13 protein-coding genes are annotated in these 16,772 nt (G+C 71.0%); 5 read left to right on the top strand and 8 right to left on the bottom strand.

Features of this window, described 5'->3' with window-relative positions; translation table 11 throughout:
- The first annotated feature begins 76 nt into the window (after positions 1 to 76).
- Entirely contained in the window at positions 77 to 646 is a 570-nt protein-coding gene (locus LLS1_RS11645) for a carboxymuconolactone decarboxylase family protein (RefSeq protein ID WP_226655705.1), read from the top strand.
- 25 nt (positions 647 to 671) lie between these two features.
- On the opposite strand, the gene aceB is transcribed toward LLS1_RS11645, so the two are convergent.
- Complete coding sequence (gene aceB, locus LLS1_RS11640) at positions 672 to 2,306, bottom strand: malate synthase A (RefSeq protein WP_226655703.1); 1,635 nt, start codon at positions 2,304 to 2,306, stop codon at positions 672 to 674.
- Positions 2,307 to 2,338: 32 nt separating this feature from the next.
- Positions 2,339 to 3,658 carry an isocitrate lyase gene (gene aceA, locus LLS1_RS11635; protein WP_226655701.1) on the bottom strand — a complete coding sequence of 440 codons (1,320 nt, stop codon included), beginning with the start codon at positions 3,656 to 3,658 and terminating at the stop codon, positions 2,339 to 2,341.
- A gap of 132 nt (positions 3,659 to 3,790) precedes the next feature.
- Between aceA and LLS1_RS11630 the strand changes: the two genes are divergently transcribed.
- The gene (locus tag LLS1_RS11630; protein WP_223357301.1) at positions 3,791 to 5,245 is read left to right on the top strand and encodes a helix-turn-helix transcriptional regulator; all 1,455 of its coding nucleotides are present in this window, start codon (positions 3,791 to 3,793) and stop codon (positions 5,243 to 5,245) included.
- A 96-nt stretch (positions 5,246 to 5,341) separates the two neighbouring features.
- Here LLS1_RS11630 and LLS1_RS11625 read toward each other — a convergent pair whose 3' ends face one another.
- From LLS1_RS11625 to LLS1_RS11605, 5 genes are all read right to left on the bottom strand, one after another.
- A complete protein-coding gene (locus LLS1_RS11625; RefSeq protein WP_226655699.1) occupies positions 5,342 to 7,276 on the bottom strand; it encodes a cellulase family glycosylhydrolase in 1,935 nt (644 codons plus the stop codon).
- Positions 7,273 to 8,112, bottom strand: a complete 840-nt coding sequence (locus tag LLS1_RS11620; protein WP_226655698.1) for a carbohydrate ABC transporter permease — start codon at positions 8,110 to 8,112, stop codon at positions 7,273 to 7,275. The genes LLS1_RS11625 and LLS1_RS11620 overlap by 4 nt, the downstream gene beginning before the upstream one ends.
- Positions 8,105 to 9,076: a carbohydrate ABC transporter permease gene (locus tag LLS1_RS11615; protein WP_223357307.1), complete on the bottom strand. Its 972-nt coding sequence runs from the start codon at positions 9,074 to 9,076 to the stop codon at positions 8,105 to 8,107. The genes LLS1_RS11620 and LLS1_RS11615 overlap by 8 nt, the downstream gene beginning before the upstream one ends.
- Before the next feature lie 89 nt (positions 9,077 to 9,165).
- Positions 9,166 to 10,470 carry a sugar ABC transporter substrate-binding protein gene (locus LLS1_RS11610; protein ID WP_223357309.1) on the bottom strand — a complete coding sequence of 435 codons (1,305 nt, stop codon included), beginning with the start codon at positions 10,468 to 10,470 and terminating at the stop codon, positions 9,166 to 9,168.
- A 240-nt stretch (positions 10,471 to 10,710) separates the two neighbouring features.
- Entirely contained in the window at positions 10,711 to 11,721 is a 1,011-nt protein-coding gene (locus LLS1_RS11605; protein ID WP_226655696.1) for a LacI family DNA-binding transcriptional regulator, read from the bottom strand.
- Positions 11,722 to 11,837: 116 nt separating this feature from the next.
- Between LLS1_RS11605 and LLS1_RS11600 the strand changes: the two genes are divergently transcribed.
- Both LLS1_RS11600 and LLS1_RS11595 read left to right on the top strand, forming a co-directional pair.
- Positions 11,838 to 13,253 carry an FAD-binding oxidoreductase gene (locus LLS1_RS11600; protein WP_226655694.1) on the top strand — a complete coding sequence of 472 codons (1,416 nt, stop codon included), beginning with the start codon at positions 11,838 to 11,840 and terminating at the stop codon, positions 13,251 to 13,253.
- On the top strand, positions 13,250 to 13,552 hold the full coding sequence (locus LLS1_RS11595; RefSeq protein WP_226655693.1) for a cupin domain-containing protein: 303 nt from the start codon (positions 13,250 to 13,252) through the stop codon (positions 13,550 to 13,552). Before LLS1_RS11600 ends, LLS1_RS11595 begins: the two co-directional genes overlap by 4 nt.
- On the opposite strand, the gene LLS1_RS11590 is transcribed toward LLS1_RS11595, so the two are convergent.
- A complete protein-coding gene (locus LLS1_RS11590; RefSeq protein WP_226655691.1) occupies positions 13,537 to 15,078 on the bottom strand; it encodes a PucR family transcriptional regulator in 1,542 nt (513 codons plus the stop codon). The two genes, LLS1_RS11595 and LLS1_RS11590, sit on opposite strands and share 16 nt — an antisense overlap.
- Before the next feature lie 182 nt (positions 15,079 to 15,260).
- Here LLS1_RS11590 and LLS1_RS11585 point away from each other — a divergent pair, with 182 nt between their 5' ends.
- The gene (locus LLS1_RS11585; RefSeq protein ID WP_226655689.1) at positions 15,261 to 16,745 is read left to right on the top strand and encodes a CoA-acylating methylmalonate-semialdehyde dehydrogenase; all 1,485 of its coding nucleotides are present in this window, start codon (positions 15,261 to 15,263) and stop codon (positions 16,743 to 16,745) included.
- Positions 16,746 to 16,772 lie beyond the last annotated feature (27 nt).

Raw genomic sequence — 16,772 nt, 5'->3', positions numbered from 1 at the left:
TGAACCTCGGGACCGGTAGCCAGGCGGGACGCCGGGTGGCATCATGGGCGGGTCGGGGCGTCACGAGGAGGCAGCCGTGTCCATCATCCAGACCACCGAACCGGGCGAGGCGACAGGCGATGTCGCCGAGATCTACGCCGACGACGAGCGCACCATCGGCTACGTCCCCGAGCACACGCGGGTCATGGCCGTCAACCCCGAGGCGTACCGGGCCTGGGAGCAGCTGATCCGCGCGATCGCCTCCCCACTCGGGCTGCGCCGCTATGAGCTGGTCACACTGGCCGCCGCACAAGGCGGCCATTCCGCGCACTGCCGGCTCGCCCACGGCAACCGGATGCGGACCCTCATCGACGAGGAGCAGCTCGAAGCCATCGCGAGGGACTACCGTCACGCCGATCTGAGCGCCGCCGAGGTCGCGATGATGGAGTACGCCGAGCGCATCAGCACCGACGCGCCGGACATGACGGAGGCGGACGCACAGCGGCTCCGGGAGGTCGGATTCACCGACCGGGAGATCGTGGACATCACGCTCGCCGCCGCCGCTCGCAACTACTTCAGCCGGGCGATCCAAGCGCTCGGGGTCGCGGTGGATGTCCCTCCCGGCCTGAGCGACCGGCTGCGCGCCGCCCTGCTGGCACCGCTCTGACGGCGGCACCAGCAGGGCGGCGGCCTCAGCCCGCCAACGCGAGCCGCGCGGGCTCCGGCGTGTCCACGAGGTGACGGGCGTAGGCCGGGATGGTCAGGAACGTCGGGAACTCCTCGCCGAGGGAGACCTCCCGTAGGATGTCCGCGGCCTCGGTGTAGTGGTCGTCGCCGTCGGCCGAACGCAGCCGGGTCACCTCCTCGTCGAGGATCCCCTGGACGAGAGCCCGGTCGACGGGGGTGCCCTCCGCTGTCGTGACCCGGTTGTCGATCCACTGGCGCAGGAGGGAGCGGGAGATCTCGGCGGTGGCGGCGTCCTCCATGAGCCCGTCGATGGCGACGGCGCCGGTGCCGCCCAGCCACGCCGCGATGTAGCGGAGGGCGACCGAGACGTTGGAGCGCACCCCGGCGTCGGTGACCGTGCTGTCGGCGGTGGTCACGTCGAGCAGGTCCGCAGCACTGACCGACACCTCCGGGCGCAGCCGGGAGACCTGGTTGGGCCGCTCCCCCAGCACCGCGTCGAACTCGGCGAGCGCGGTGGGGATGAGGTCGGGGTGGGCGACCCAGGTGCCGTCGAAGCCGTCGCCGGCCTCACGGCGCTTGTCCTCGGCGACCTTGGCGAGCGCCCGCTCGGTGGCCTCCGGATCGCGGCGGTTCGGGATGAAGGCACTCATGCCGCCGATGGCGTGCGCACCCCGCTTGTGGCAGGTCGCGACGAGCAGTTCGGTGTAGGCGCGCATGAAGGGGACGGTCATCGTGATCCGGTCCCGGTCGCCGAACGCGAAGCGGCGGCCGCGGCCGAGGAAGGTCTTGATGATCGAGAAGATGTAGTCCCAGCGTCCGGCGTTCAGCCCGGCGCAGTGGTCGCGCAGTTCGTAGAGGATCTCCTCCATCTCGAACGCGGCGGGGATCGTCTCGATCAGCACGGTCGCACGGACCGTGCCGACGGGCATCCCGATGCGCTGCTGCGCGAAGACGAAGATGTCGTTCCACAGGCGGGCCTCGAGGTGAGACTCGAGCTTCGGCAGGTAGAAGTACGGCCCCCGGCCGCCGTCGACCAGGGCCTGGGCGTTGTGCCAGAAGTACAGACCGAAGTCGGTCAGCGCGGCGCTCGCGGGGGCGGTGCGCCCGGCGCGGTCGGTGAACGCGAGGTGCTTCTCGACCAGGTGCCAGCCGCGGGGGCGCATCACGATGGTCGGCGTGTGCTCGAGCGGGGTGGTGACGCGGTACTCTTTGCCGTCCGGGCTCGTGAACTCCAGCTCGCCGCGGACGGCGTCGCGCAGGGTGCGCTGGCCGCCGACGACGTTGCTCCAGGTCGGGCTCGTGGCGTCCTCCTGGTCGGCGAGCCAGACGCGGGCACCGGAGTTGAGGGCGTTGATCGCCATCTTCGGGTCGGTCGGGCCCGTGATCTCCACCCGGCGGTCGTCGAGGCCGGGCCCGGCTCCGGCGACGCGCCAGGTCGGGTCCTCGCGGATGGCGGCCGTCGCGCTCAGGAAGCGCGGGTCGCGCCCGTTGCCGGCCTCGCCGCGGTGCTGCTGGCGTTCGGCGAGCAGCTCCTGGCGACGGGCGGCGAACGCCTGGTGCAGGTGGTCGAGGAAGCCGAGGGCCTCCGGGGTCAGGATGTCGTCCGAGCCGGGAACGGTCGGACCGGTGATCTCGATCATGGTCGTGTCTCCTTGGTCAGTGCGCCAGCCGGTCAGAACTGGTGCTGTTCGGTGGATCCCACGAGGGCGAGGGTGGCGCTGTCGGGGTTGAGCGCGGTCGCGACGCGGTCGAAGTAGCCGGTGCCGACCTCCCGCTGGTGGCGGGTGGCGGTGTAGCCGTCGGCCTCGGAGGCGAACTCGGCCTCCTGCAGGTCGACGTAGGCGCTCATCTGCCGCGAGGCGTAGTCGCGGGCGAGCGTGTACATCGAGTGGTTGAGGGCGTGGAAGCCGGCCAGCGTGATGAACTGGAAGGCGTAGCCCATGGCCGCCAGCTCCCGCTGGAAGCGCGCGATGGTGTCGTCGTCGAGGTGCGAGCGCCAGTTGAAGGACGGCGAGCAGTTGTAGGCAAGTTTCTTGCCCGGATACTGCGCGTGGATCGCCTCGGCGAAGCGACGGGCCAGCTCCAGGTCGGGCTCGGCCGACTCCACCCAGAGGAGGTCGGCGTACGGCGCGTACGCCAGCCCGCGCGAGATCACGGGGTCGATGCCGTTGGTCACCTCGTAGAACCCCTCGGCGGTGCGGGTGCCGGTCAGGAAGGGGCGGTCGCGCTCGTCGTGGTCGCTCGTCAGCAGCGTCGCGGCCAGCGAGTCCGTGCGGGCGATGACGATGGTCGGGACTCCCGCGACGTCGGCGGCGAGCCGCGCGGCGTTGAGGGTGCGGATGTGCTGCCCGGTCGGAATGAGGACCTTGCCGCCCATGTGACCGCACTTCTTCTCGCTGGCGAGCTGGTCCTCCCAGTGCACGCCCGCCGCGCCGGCCTGGATCATCCCGTGCATGAGCTCGTATGCGTTGAGCGGGCCGCCGAAGCCGGCCTCCGCGTCGGCGACGATCGGCGCCATCCAGTCGGACACGGCGCCGTCGACGCCCTCGACCTGGCCCGCCCGCAGCAGCGCGTTGTTGATGCGGCGCACGACGGCCGGGACGGAGTTGGCCGGGTACAGGCTCTGGTCGGGGTAGGTCTGGCCGGAGAGGTTCGCATCGGCCGCGACCTGCCAGCCGGAGAGGTAGATGGCCTCGAGCCCGGCGCGCACCTGTTGTACAGCCTGGTTGCCGGTGAGTGCGCCGAGGGCGGCGACCCACTGCGCGTCGGGACCGGCGCCGTCGCGCTGGATCAGCTCCCAGAGCCGCTCCGCGCCGCGACGGGCGAGCGTCTGCTCCTCACGGACGGGGCCGCGGAGCGCGACGACATCGGCGGCGGTGTAGTCGCGGCGGATGCCGGACCAGCGCGGGTCGGCGTCCCATTCCAGCTGGAGCGCGGCGGCGGTCTGCGTCGTGTCGCCGGGGCGGTGCTCGGGGTGGGCTGCGGTGCTCATCGTGACCTCCATCGGTCGGATCGGTTGAGACGATCCTGCGACCGTCGTCACCGGCCGCGACCGGATCCGTCGACAGAAATTCGGCGGTTCTTCTGTTTGCTAGAACTTCGCGACAGTGTCACCATGGCCTGCATGACAGACACGGTCGACGACGACCTGGCGGCGGACGCGCTCACCCTCGGGCGGCGCATCCGTGCGGCGCGCACGCGACGAGGGATGACCCTGGAGGCCCTGGCCGCGGCGATCGACCGCGCGCCGTCGCAGGTCTCCACCATCGAGAACGGCAACCGGGAGCCGCGCCTCCCCCAGCTGCGCGCCATCGCCGCGGCGCTCGGCGTCACGGTCGACGACCTGCTCGCCCCGGAGGCCCCCGACGAGCGCGCAGCGCTGGAGATCGCCGTGGAGCGCGCCCAGCGGGGCACCGTGTTCGGCGCCCTCGGGATCGACCCGGTCCGCGTCTCCAAGGCGGTCCCCGATGCCACCCTGCGGGCGATCCTGGCGCTGCATCAGGAGGTCGAGCGCCTGCACCGGGAGCGCGCCGCGACCCCGGAGGAGGCCCGCCGTGCCAACGCCGAGCTGCGCGCGACCATGCGCGCGCGGGACAACCACTTCCCCGAGCTGGAGGGCATCGCGGCCGAGCTGCTCGGCGCCGTCGGTCATACGGGCGGCCCGGTCTCGCAGCAGACCGTCGCCGACATGGCCGACCACCTCGGGTACTCCCTGCACTACGTCGGCGACCTGCCGCACTCCACCCGCTCGGTGACGGACAAGCGCAACGGCCGCATCTACCTCCCCACCGAGCAGTCGGCCTCCCGCGACTCCCGCTCGCCCATCCTGCAGGCGTTCTCCTCCCAGCTGCTCGGTCACGACGAGCCCGGAAACTACGCCGAATTTCTGCGGCAGCGCGTCGAGACCAACTACCTGACGGCGGCGCTGCTGCTGCCCGAGAAGGATGCCGTCGCGTTCCTGACGGAGGCCAAGAACTTCCGCCGCATCTCGATGGAGGATCTCCGCGACGCCTTCGCGGTGCCCTACGAGACCGCCGCACATCGCTTCACCAACCTCGCGACGGCACGGCTCGGCATCCCGGTGCACTTCATGAAGGTGCACGAGTCGGGCACGATCATCAAGGCGTACGAGAACGACGCGGTCGCGTTCCCCTCGGACGCGCTCGGAGCCATCGAGGGAACGCCGGTGTGCCGCAGCTGGACGGCCCGCACCGTCTTCGACGTCGAGGACCGCTTCAGCCCGTACTACCAGTACACGGACACCCCGAGCGGGACGTACTGGTGCACCTCCCGCATCGAGAAGGCCAAGGAGGGCGACTACTCGATCAGCGTAGGCGTGCCGTTCGCGCACGTGAAGTGGTTCCGCGGGCGGGAGACCGCCCACCGCGCGGTCTCCCGCTGCCCGGAGGAGTCGTGCTGCCGGCGGCCGTCCGGTGCGCTCGCGGACCGCTGGGAGGGGCAGGCCTGGCCGGCCGCGCGCACGCCGACGTCCCTGCTCGCGGCGCTGCCGACCGGGACGTTCCCGGGCGTCGACTCGACCGAGGTCTACGACTTCTTGGAGCGGCACGCGCCGGCGTGACTCCCGACACGCGACGCGCCCGCACCGGGGCCGCATTCCGCCGGAATGCGGAGGTGAGAGCGGCAGGATGCGACCCCTGTGACGAGCACTGCGACGTCAGTCGAAGCGCAGCAGACGGAGGGCGACGCCGTACGGCGGCAGGGCGACGTCCGGGGCCGGCTCTCCGTCCAGCGTCTGCAGCTCGCCCTCCGTCTCCGGGCGCACCGTGACCGGCTCCGGATGCTCGGAGAGGAAGACCACGAACCGGCGGCCGTCCTCGTGCACCAGAATGTCGACGAAGACGAGCGGGTCGTCGAGGCGCACGTCGCGTTCCACGTCCGCGACGGCGGCGAGCGCGTCGTACAGCCGCCAGGTCTCCTCGGGGTTCACGCGCGCGAGCTCGGACGCGAAGTACTCGAGCGGGTACGTGCACAGCACCGCGCGGCCGCGACCGTGCTCCTGCACCACGATCGCCGGGCGGCCGTGGCCGTCCACGGCGACCACCCGCCCGGACGACGCGACCACCGGGAGGAACGTGCGGCCGTTCTCGTTGCCCGCCGGCCGGAACGACAGAGCCGCGCCGGCCGGGAGCGTCCCGAACGCCTCCGTGAGCCGCAGAGTGACGACCTCGTCCTCGACCGGCTCGGCGAGACCGTATGCGCTCGCCGGCCGCACCCCGAACAGCGCCTCCGTGTTCGCCCACCAGGGCCCCCGTTGGACGCCGCTCCCGCCGTGCGCGTACGACGCGTAGACGGTCGCGCCGTCGCGGGCCAGCTCCTCCAGCTGCAGCCAGGAGGTCGCGCACAGCTGCTTGACCGAGGGCAGGAGGTAGAGGCCGTACCCCTCCGGCAGGCCGCCGTCCTCTCGCTCCCGGACCACCGCGACGGGGACGTGCGCCTCGTGCGCCGCGAGGTAGGCCTGCTCGCCCGTCGCGACGATGTGGGCCCGCTCCTCCTCCTGCGTGAAGGGGTAATCGGCGGCCAGGTGCGAGGGCACGACGAGCGCGGCGTCCACCGGGGAGCGGCGCGCGTTCGGCAGGTCGATCGCCGCGAGGTCGGCGGCGAACCGGGCGAGCTCGAGCAGCGGCGGCTTGGGCGCGCCTGCACGGTCGGTGATGCCGAAGTGCATCTCGAAGGGATGGTGGGAGTACGGCCGCTGGTCCGCGAGATCGTCGTAGTCGGTGTTGTTCCAGGCGATCCACCCCGTCGCGCCGGCGAGCAGCGTCGAGTAGAGCAGCTGGCGGTAATAGGCGGCCGCCCCGTCGGCGGCGACGAAGTCGCTCGTCACGCCGAACTCCTCCATCACCACCGGCAGGCCGGTCCCGGCGCAGAGCTCGGCGACGTAGGCGGCCTTGAGGTGCTGGCGGAGCTGGTCGGTCTCCATCCGATACACGTGCGGCCCGACGAAGTCGGTGAAGCCGGCGAGGTCGCCCACGGAGAATCCGTTGTCGTGCCCGGTCGTCTCGATGCCCCACGCGCCGTCGCCGACCGCGACCGGCTGGGTGCCGCCTCCCGCACGCACCGCGTCCACCAGCAGGGAAGCCCAGGCGTCGACGATCGGACGCGGCGCCTCCCCGCCGTAGATGGGCACCTCGTTGGTCAGCAGCCAGCCTGCCACGGCGGGATGCGCGGCGAAACGCGCGGTCAGCTCGCGCACGTACCAGGCCTGGCGGCCGACGAACCACACATCGCGATACAGATCGCGACCCTCCCGCCACACCGGATCCCAGTTCTCGCCGGACATGTGCCCGACCAGGAAGGTGGGCACGGTCGTCATCCCCACGGCCGTGTGCGCATTTAGGAAGTCCGCGAAGTTCGCCACGCACTGCTCGTCGAGCGTGTCGGGCGCGGGATGGAAGTCGGGCCAGTAGAAGAACGACCTGGTCATGTTCAGCCCGTGGTCCGCGAGGACGCGCAGCTCCTGGCGCACGACCTCCCGGTCGTAGCGGGTCCACATCAGCGGGCCGCCCGACCGCGACCAGAAGTTGGCGCCGAGCCAGATCGCGGGCGCACCCTCCACGGAGAGGACGGGCGACGGACGCTCGGCACTCACTTGACCGCCCCCGCCGTCAGCCCGGCGACGAAGCTGCGCTGCAGGAGCAGGAACGCCACGACGATCGGGATCGACACCACGAGCGAGGCCGCCATGATCTGGTTCCAGTACACGTTGGTCTGCGTGGAGTACAGCTGCAACCCGACGGCGAGGGTCCTGTTCTCGTCCGTCGTCATCACGGAGGCGAACAGCACCTCCCCCCAGCTCGTCATGAACGAGTAGATCGCGACCGCGATCAGCCCCGGCTTCGCGGCGGGCAGCACCACGTGCCACAGCGCGCCCATCGGACCGGAGCCGTCGACCATGGCCGCCTCGTCGAGGTCGCGCGGGATGCCGTCGAAGTAGCCGGCCAGCATCCAGATCGAGAACGGCAGCGCGAAGGTCAGGTAGGTGATCACGAGGCCCCAGCGCGTGCCGACCAACTGGATGCCGACCGCCTGGTTGATGTTCACGAAGATCAGGAACAGCGGCAGCAGGAACAGGACGCCCGGGAACATCTGGGTCGAGAGCACCGTGGTCGTGAAGACGCTGCGGCCTTTGAACCGGTAGCGGGAGACCGCGTAGGCGGCGAACACCGCGATGATCAGGCTCAGAATGGTCGCCGAGCTCGCCACGATGAGGCTGTTCACGAAGTACGACGCGAGCGGCACGGTCGTCCACATGTCGATGAACGGCTGGAAGGTGATGTTCGTCGGCCACCAGGTGAACGCACCCTGCACGTCCGACAGCGGCTTGAGCGACGACGTGATCATCACGTAGAGCGGTACGGCCGTGAAGAGCGTCAGCACGACGATCACGACCCAGCGGAAGACCTTGGACGACGCGGTTTCACGCATTGCGGTTCCTCCGGTTCAGCACGACGAGGTAGAGGCCGGACACGATGAGCAGGAAGATCAGCAGGAGTACGCTCATCGCCGCGCCCGACCCGAAGTTCCAGGTGAGGAAGGACGCGTTGTAGATGTGGAACGAGATCAGGTCGCCGGAGGGCGGCTGGGCGTTGCCGAACAGCACGAACGGCGTGTTGAAGTCGTTGAACGTCCACAGGAACATCACGAGCAGCAGTACCGCGTTGACCGGCCGCAGCATCGGCAGGGTGATCGCTCGCCACTGCCGGAACGGCTTCGCGCCGTCGACCGCGCTGGCCTCGTACACCTCGTCAGGGATGGACTGGAGCCCGGCCATCAGCATCAGGAACGCGAACGGCCACAGCCGCCAGATCGCCACGATCACGATCGACCAGAAGGCGTTGTCGCCGATCAGCCAGAACGGCTTGGCTCCCGGCAGCCCGAGGTTGTCGAAGAGGAAGTGGTTGACCGCGCCGGTGTCCTTCTGGAGCATGAACTTCCAGGTGATGATGCCGGCGTAGAGCGGCAGCGCGTACGGCACGAGGAAGAGCGTGCGGAAGAACCCGCGACCGCGGAACTTCCCCTGCAGGGCGACGGCCGCGGCCATCCCGATGCCCCACGAGAGACCGACCACGAGGATCGTGAAGGCGACCGTGATGAGGAACGATTTCAGCAGCCCGGCGCCGATCGACGTGTTGAAATCGAGCGCCACCTGGTAGTTCCTGAAGCCGACGAACGGCGCCTCGCTCCAATTGGCGATGAAGAACTTGGTGAGCTGGAGGAAGCTGATCCAGATTCCCGTGAGCATCGGGATGACGTGGATCACCAGCTCGAAGATGATGGCCGGGGCCAGCAGCACGAGCGGCAGCCACCAGCCCTTGGGGCGACGCCGGCGCGGTTTCGCGGGGGCGGCCGCCGGAGCGGGTCCGGTGCGGACGGATGTCGTCGTCGACATGGGTCTCCTTCGGGGTCGAGAAGGCGTCGAGGGGTCGTCGCTCGGCGGCCGGGCGGGAGGCCCGCCCGGCCGCCGAGCGGACGGCGCGGTCAGCCGCCCAGGGACTGCTTGACCTGGTCCTGGGCGGACTGGAGCGCCGCCTTGATGTCGGAGTCGGAGACCGTGCTCCCGGTGGCGATCTTCGCGAACATGTCGTTCATCGCCTTGCCGACCGTGTTCTCGAACTGGTCCTCGGCCGGCACCAGCGGCAGCGGCTTGGACATCTCGTTGTAGATCTTCGTGAAGGTGGCGGCCTCGTCGGCGTTGTCGGTGAAGACGGCCTTCGCACCGTTGAGCACGGGCAGCGACGCGTAGGGCTTGCCGAGCGTGGTCTGGGTGTCCTCGCTGGTCATGTACTTGACGAACTTCAGCGCCGCATCCTTGTTCTTCGTGTTCTTGAAGATGGACAGGTTGATGCCCGCGACGTGACTGGCGACGGGCTTGCCGCCGTCGGGCGCCGGGAACGGGACGACGCCGTACTGGTCGGACTTCATGCCGTTGGCGACGATCGACGAGTCGGCGTTGTTCTGGCTGAGGATCATCGCGACCTTGCCGGTGGCGAAGTCGTTGACCGCCTGCACCCCGTTGTCGTACTGGGCGTTGGAGGTGTTGACGACCTTGTCGGTCTGCATCAGGTCGAGGTACCGCTTGATCCCGTCGACATTGGCGCTGGTCGTGAACGTGGGATCGCCCTTGCTGTCGAACCACGCGCCGCCATTCTGCGCCGAGTTGATGAAGGCGAAGTGGGCGTTCTCGGTGTAGCTGCCCGCGGCGAGCGAGAAGCCGTAGGTCGTGCCGTTGGTGAGCTTCTTCGCGTCGGTCACCAGCTCCTCCCACGTGGTCGGCGGCTGCACGCCCGCGTCGGTGAACATCTGCTTGTTGTAGTACAGCCCGTAGGCGAGGCCGTAGAGCGGGACGCTGGTGGGCGTCTTGCCGGCCGCGCCACCGGTCTCCAGCGCGGTCTTGACGAACTTGTCGCTGCCGCCGATGGCCTTCATCTCGCTGTCGCCGAACGGCAGGAACGCGCCGGTCGCCTGCAGCGAGGCCGCCCAGGTGTTGCCGATGTTCAGCACGTCGGGGCCCTGGCCGGAGGTGACCGCGGTCTGGATGCGGGTCTGGAGGTCGTTCCAGCCGATCACCTCGAGCTTGACCTTGACGCCCGTCTGCTTGGTGAACTCGTCGAGTACCGGCGTCAGGACCTCTTTGTCGTTGTCGAGGCTGGTGCCCTGGTTGCTCGCCCAGTAGGTGATCGTCGACCCGCTGGACGAGGATCCCGATCCCGATCCGCTGCACCCCGCGAGTGCGAGTGCGGCCGTGGCGACCGCCGCGGCGACCGCGATGGCGCGTTTCCTCATGATGACTCCTTCGTCTCGTGATGTGCCCGCCGGCCCTGCTCGTCCGTCATCCTCGTACGGAGCGGCGCGGCGTGCCACGGGCAGGATAACTGAACCGGTTCAGTAAAACCAAGCATTGAATTCTACCCTCGAACGAGGTAAGGGCAGCGCGACGATGTGGACCGAATGTGGCGAATGGCGACGTCAGAGTGCACATTCGGTCCGAATGTCACGGGGCGGGGACGTCACAGGGCGGGGGCGTCACGGGGCGGGGACGCTGGTCGCGCGCGGGACCAGCACCGAGCGACGGGCGCGCAGTGCGGGGGCGTCGCTGCGCTGGAGGCGGTCGAGCAGCATCCGGGTGGCGCGCCTCCCCTGCTCCTCCGGGAATCGGTCGAGAGCGGTGATCGGCCGCGAGCCGAGCCGGCACAGCAGCGAGTCGTCCCAGCTCGCGACCGCGACGTCGCGCCGCGCCACCCGCGCGACCGCCTCCTGGGCACCCAGCGCCAGGAGGTCGTTGGAGGTCACGACGGCGAACGGCTCCTGATCCTCCGCCAGTCGCTCGCCGACGAGGCGCTCCCCCGCGTCCATCGAGTAGTCCGAGGCGACCGCGGCGACGCGGATCCCGTGCGCTCGGGCGTGCCGCGCGATCGCGTCCCGGCGCTCCCGCTCGTGCTCGAACTCGTCCGGCCCGCTCACGTGGAGCAGCGACCGATGACCCAGGTCGGCCATGTGCTCCACCAGCAGACGGGCGTCCTCGTCGGCGTCGTAGAGGAGGACGTGCCCCGGCGCCACGTCGTCCCGGTTGCCGTGGACGACGAACTCGATCCCCAGGTCGTCGAGGAGCGCCGGGCGGGGATCCCGGACCGCGATGTCGAACAGCATCACTCCGTCGACGCGCCGCTCCGCGCTCCAGCGCCGGTAGGCGGCGCTGTCCTGACCGCCGTCCGGGCCGACCATCCGCAGCAGGAGCGACTGGCCGGTCGTCGCCAGCTCGGCCTCCACTCCGGCGAGCAGGCTCATGTAGTACGGCTCCGCGCCCAGCAGGCTCGGATCGCGCCGCAGGACGATGCCGATCGCATCCGACCGGGCCCGCGACAGCGCGCGGGCGGACGACGACGGATGCCAGCCGAGCTCGTCGGCGAGCGCGAGCACACGGGCGCGGGTCTCCTCGCTCACGCCGGGCCGACCGTTGAGCGCGTACGAGACCGACGCCTTCGACAGACCGAGGCGGTCCGCGAGGCCGCTGATCGTCACGTGCGCTGCTGCCACGCGACAAATGCTAGTGCGCGCACGCCGGGACCCCCGGTCGCACAGCCGGACGGAATGCCCGAACCGACCGCGAAAAACTGACACCGAGACACCGGCGGGCGGGGCAGAATGGCGCCGTGTCCCGATCCGAGTCGACCGTCTTCGAACGCCACCGTCCCGACGCCTCCGTCGTGCGCCATGCCCTCGCGCCCACGCGCCAGGCGGTCTTCTGGACCGAGGACGCGCCGGGCGAGCACTACCCGCGTCTCCAGGGCGACGTGAGCTGCGAGCTCGCCGTCGTGGGCGGCGGCTACACCGGCCTGTGGACGGCGCTGCTCGCCAAGCAGCAGGACCCGGACGCCCGCGTGGTGCTGCTGGAGGGCCGGCGGATCGGCTGGGCCGCCTCCGGCCGCAACGGCGGTTTCTGTGAGGCGAGCCTCACCCACGGCGACGAGAACGGGCGCACCCGCTTCCCGGGCGAGTTCGACGAGCTGCAACGGCTCGGGATGCGGAACCTCGATGAGATCGAAGGCACCGTCGCCGAGCTCGGACTCGACGCCGGCTTCGAGCGCAACGGCGCCTTCGACGTCGCGACCGAGCCGCACCAGGTCGAGTGGCTCCGCGAGCTGGCCGGGGGCGACGATCCGGTCTTCCTCGACGCGGCGGCGATGCGCGCCGCGGTGCACTCGCCCACCTACGAGGGAGGCCTCCAACGATTCCGCGACTCGGCGCTCGTCCACCCCGCCAAGCTCGCACGGGCGCTGGCACGTGCCTGCGTGGAGGCCGGGGTCGAGATCTTCGAGAACACTCCGGTACAGGCGCTGGGCGACGGCATCACCCTCTACACGCCGGACGGCGTCGTGCGCTCGCAGCGGACCGCGCTCGGCACCAACGTGTTCCCGAGCCTCCTGAAGCGCAACCGCCTGGCGACGGTCCCGGTCTACGACTACGTGCTCATGACCGAGCCGCTGACCCCGCAGCAGCGCGCCTCCCTGGGCTGGGAGGGACGGCAGGGCATCGGCGACTCCGCCAACCAGTTCCACTACTACCGGCTGACGGAAGACGACCGCATCCTCTTCGGCGGCTACGACGCCGTCTACCACTACGGCGGACGCGTGCGGGAACGCTACGAGGACCGCCCGGAGACGTTCCGCCGGCTGGCCGCGCACTTCTTCACCACCTTCCCGCAGCTGGAGGGCGTGCGGTTCAGCCACAAGTGGGCGGGCGCGATCGACACCTGCAGCCGGTTCTGCGCCTTCTTCGGCACCGCACGCGCCGGCCGCGTCGCCTACGCCACCGGCTACACCGGCCTCGGTGTCGCCGCCACGCACTTCGGCGCCCGGGTCATGCTCGACCTCCTCGCCGGCCGCCGCACGGAGCGCACCGAGCTGGAGATGGTCCGCAGCCGCCCCCTCCCCTTCCCGCCCGAACCGGCCGCCGCGATCGGCATCAACCTCACCCGCTGGTCGCTCGACCGCGCCGATCACCGCCGCGGCGAACGCAACGCATTCCTCCGCACCCTCGACGCCGTCGGCCTGGGTTTCGACTCGTGACCGCCCTCGACAGCACCACGCGCATCCCGGCGCTGACGGTGCCGCTGACCGAGGGCGCCGCCGAGCTCGGCCGGTTCGGCGGCCTGGAGGTCGGCGTCTGGGAGATGGCGCCCGGAACCGACACCGACGTCGAGGCGGACGAGCTCTTCATCGTCATCGCCGGCCGCGCGACCATCGACTTCCCGCGCACCGGCCGCCGCCTCGACCTGGCCCCGGGCGATGTGGTGCGCCTCAGTGCCGGCGACGAGACGGTGTGGACGGTCACGGAGACCCTGCGCAAGGTCTACATAGCGGGGTAGGCGCGGGAGCCCGCCCGCCGCGCGAGCACCGCCGCGTGCAGGGCGCTCACGGTCTCGCCGTCGTCGAGGTCCATGCCGAGCAGCTCCTCGATGAGGGCGATGCGCTGGTAGAACACCGAGCGCGAGAGGTGGCTGGCGGCGGCGGCTCGGGTGCGATTGCCGGGGTGGGTCAGGTAGGCGGCGAGCACCGGGACGAGGTCGCCGCCGGTGGTGAGGTCGTGCTCGATGAGGGGGCGGAGCATCTGCTCGGTGTGCTCGGCGAGGCGTGGGTCGCTGCCGAATGCGTTGACGAGGCGGAGGAGTGGGCGGCTGTCGACGCGCTGGACGCTCGGACGGCCACCGGCCCGGGCGGGCTCGGCGCGGCCCGCCAGCTCGACCGCCTCCTCGACGGAGCTCAGCAGGCCGGAGACGCTGCGCGCGTCCGAGCCGACCGCGACGGCGGTCGCACCGGTGTCGTCGGCGGCGCGGGCCAGTCCCTCGAAGAACGCGTCGGCGGCCGGGCGGGAGGGCCGCGCCGACAGGGCGACCACGAGCACGCCCGGCTCCGTCGGATGCCGTCCGGCGACGGCGTCGGCACCGGCCGCCCGCGCCGCGTCGACGACCCGGGAGGCGGCGGACGCCCCGAAGGCGCCGGTCCGCGAGCGCAGCGCGACCCCGCAGAGCAGCCGATCGCGCAGGGGGAACCCGGCGGCCTCGAACCGGGCGGCGAGGCCCGCCTCCCCCGCGAACCGCCGACCGAGGAGGGCTCCGAGCAGTGCGTCGTGGCTGCGGCGGGTCCACTCGTCGGCGTCCCGGTCGGCGAGTCTGCTGAGCGCCAGCGCGACGGCCGCCTGCTCGACGACGTTGCTGCGACCGGCAGGATGCGGCTGACCGGGGAGGGCGATCAGCCGCCCCCAGCGCATGCCGCGCGCCTCGACCGGTGCGATCGTCCAGTCGCCCGCTCCCCGATGTGCCGCGCGCGAGCGCTGCTCCCAGGCCGCCAGATCGCGCTCGTCCTCCGCCCCCGCCGCCGCGACGACCTGGTGACCGGTGTCCTCGAGCACGACGGGGCAGCCGAGCACCCGTGCCGCCTGGGCGACGATGAAGTCCGCGGGGCTGCCGCGCAGGCTCAGCTCGGTGAAGAGCGCGTGGATCTCGTCCCGGGCACGCAGGGCGCCCATCTGGTCGGCGATGATGCGCGCGTGCACGGCCTCCGTGATCGCGACGAACCGCGCCTCCCGGTGCAGCACCACGAAGGGCAGCCCCGCGGCCCGGAACTCGGCCACCAGGGCCCCGGGGGCCGCGGGCATCCGCTCGCCCAGCTCCAGCACGAGCCCGGCGACACGACCGCCGACGAGCTGCCGGCCCAGGCGGCCGAGCGCGTCGTCGTCGGGTGGCCAGCCGATGCCGGTCGCGAGCAGCAGCTCCCCGCCGGAGACGAGGCGGGCGGCCTCCGCCGTCTCGGCCACGTGCACCCAGCGCACCGGGGCGTCGAGGGCGGCGGCGCCCGTCAGCAGTTCGGGCAGCGCGCGGGCGACGGCCTCCATCCTGAGCACCTCCCGCACGGTCGGGAGCACTGCGGGAGCACCATCCGGACGAACTGTACTGTCGCGGGACAAGCCCCGACGATCTGGCATCACCTGTCACACCTTCGCTCTGTGATCATGGGGACACAAGCTTACGCGCCGCACCGGGCAATCCGTCCGGCGCGCATCCTCTGGAGGTTTCCGTGGCCCTGATCCGTCATCTCATCGCCGGCGCCGAGACCGGAGAGCCGGTACGCACCGGCCCGGTGTTCGATCCCGCGACGGGCGAACGGCAGCACGAGGTCGTGCTCGGCAGCCGCGCCGACGTCGAGTCGGCGATCGCGGCCGCACGTGCGGCCCTTCCCGCGTGGCGGGCGACGAGCCTGACCAAGCGCGCCGACGTGCTGTTCCGTCTCCGCCACCTGCTGACTGAGCGCAGGCACGAGCTCGCCGCCGTCGTCACGAGCGAGCACGGCAAGGTGCTCTCCGACGCCGCGGGCGAGATCGGACGCGGGCTCGAGAACGTGGAGTTCGCCTCCGGGCTGATCGACAAGCTCAAGGGCGAGTTCAGCGAGCAGGTCTCGACGGGCATCGACGTGCACAGCGTCAAGCAGCCGGTCGGCGTCGTCGCCTGCATCACCCCGTTCAACTTCCCGGTGATGGTGCCGCTGTGGATGGTCGCCAGCGCGATCGCGTGCGGCAACACCGTGGTCCTCAAGCCGAGCGAGAAGGATCCGTCCGCCTCCGTCTTCCTGGCGAGGCTGTTCCAGGAGGCCGGCCTCCCCGACGGCGTGCTCAACGTCGTCCACGGCGACAAGGAGGCCGTCGACACCCTGCTCGACAGCCCCGAGGTCGCCGCCGTCAGCTTCGTCGGCTCCACGCCGATCGCCCGCTCGATCTACCAGCGGGCGAGCGCGAACGGCAAGCGCGTCCAGGCGCTCGGCGGCGCGAAGAACCACATGGTCGTGCTCGAGGACGCGGACATCGAGTCGGCGGCCGACGCCGCGGTCTCGGCGGCGTACGGCTCGGCCGGCGAGCGCTGCATGGCGGTCAGCGTGCTCGTCGCCGTCGGCGAGGTCGGCGACCGCCTGGTGCCCGCCATCGAGCGCCGGCTCGGCGCCCTCGCCATCGGGCCGGGCACCGACCCGGCCAGCGAGATGGGCCCGCTCATCACCCGTGAGCACCGCGACAAGGTCGCATCCTATGTATCCGGCGCGGCCGCCGAAGGTGCGACCGTTGTCGTCGACGGTACCGCGCAGCGCTTCGAGGGCGACGGCTTCTTCGTGGGCGTCAGCCTCGTCGACCAGGTGAAGCCCGGGATGCGCGTCTACGACGACGAGATCTTCGGGCCGGTGCTCTCCGTCGTGCGCGTCGACACCTTCGAGGATGCGATCGCCCTCGTCAACGCCAACCCGTACGGCAACGGCACGGCGATCTTCACTCGCGACGGCGGAGCGGCCCGGCAGTTCGAGTTCGAGATCGAGGTCGGGATGGTCGGGGTCAACGTGCCCATCCCCGTCCCCGTCGGCGCCTACTCGTTCGGCGGCTGGAAGAACTCGCTGTTCGGCGACTCGCACATCTACGGCCCCGAGTCGTTCCACTTCTACACCCGCAGCAAGGTCGTCACGACGCGCTGGCCCGACCCGGTGCAGTCGAGCATCCAGCTCGCCTTCCCCGGCAACTCCTGACCCGCCCCACCAGACCGAGGAGCCTCC

The sequence above is a fragment of the Leifsonia sp. LS1 genome (assembly GCF_020521355.1).
In the GTDB taxonomy this organism is placed as follows: Bacteria; Actinomycetota; Actinomycetes; order Actinomycetales; family Microbacteriaceae; genus Leifsonia.
This window is presented reverse-complemented; position numbering and strand designations above follow the sequence as displayed.

What these genes read in the sequence shown, in the direction of transcription:
- aceB (WP_226655703.1), bottom strand. Translation starts at nt 2,306, where the DNA reads ATGATCGAGATCACCGGTCCGACCGTTCCCGGCTCGGACGACATCCTG.
- aceA (WP_226655701.1), bottom strand. Translation starts at nt 3,658, where the DNA reads ATGAGCACCGCAGCCCACCCCGAGCACCGCCCCGGCGACACGACGCAG.
- LLS1_RS11630 (WP_223357301.1), top strand. Translation starts at nt 3,791, where the DNA reads ATGACAGACACGGTCGACGACGACCTGGCGGCGGACGCGCTCACCCTC.
- LLS1_RS11620 (WP_226655698.1), bottom strand. Translation starts at nt 8,112, where the DNA reads ATGCGTGAAACCGCGTCGTCCAAGGTCTTCCGCTGGGTCGTGATCGTC.
- LLS1_RS11615 (WP_223357307.1), bottom strand. Translation starts at nt 9,076, where the DNA reads ATGTCGACGACGACATCCGTCCGCACCGGACCCGCTCCGGCGGCCGCC.
- LLS1_RS11610 (WP_223357309.1), bottom strand. Translation starts at nt 10,470, where the DNA reads ATGAGGAAACGCGCCATCGCGGTCGCCGCGGCGGTCGCCACGGCCGCA.
- LLS1_RS11590 (WP_226655691.1), bottom strand. Translation starts at nt 15,078, where the DNA reads ATGGAGGCCGTCGCCCGCGCGCTGCCCGAACTGCTGACGGGCGCCGCC.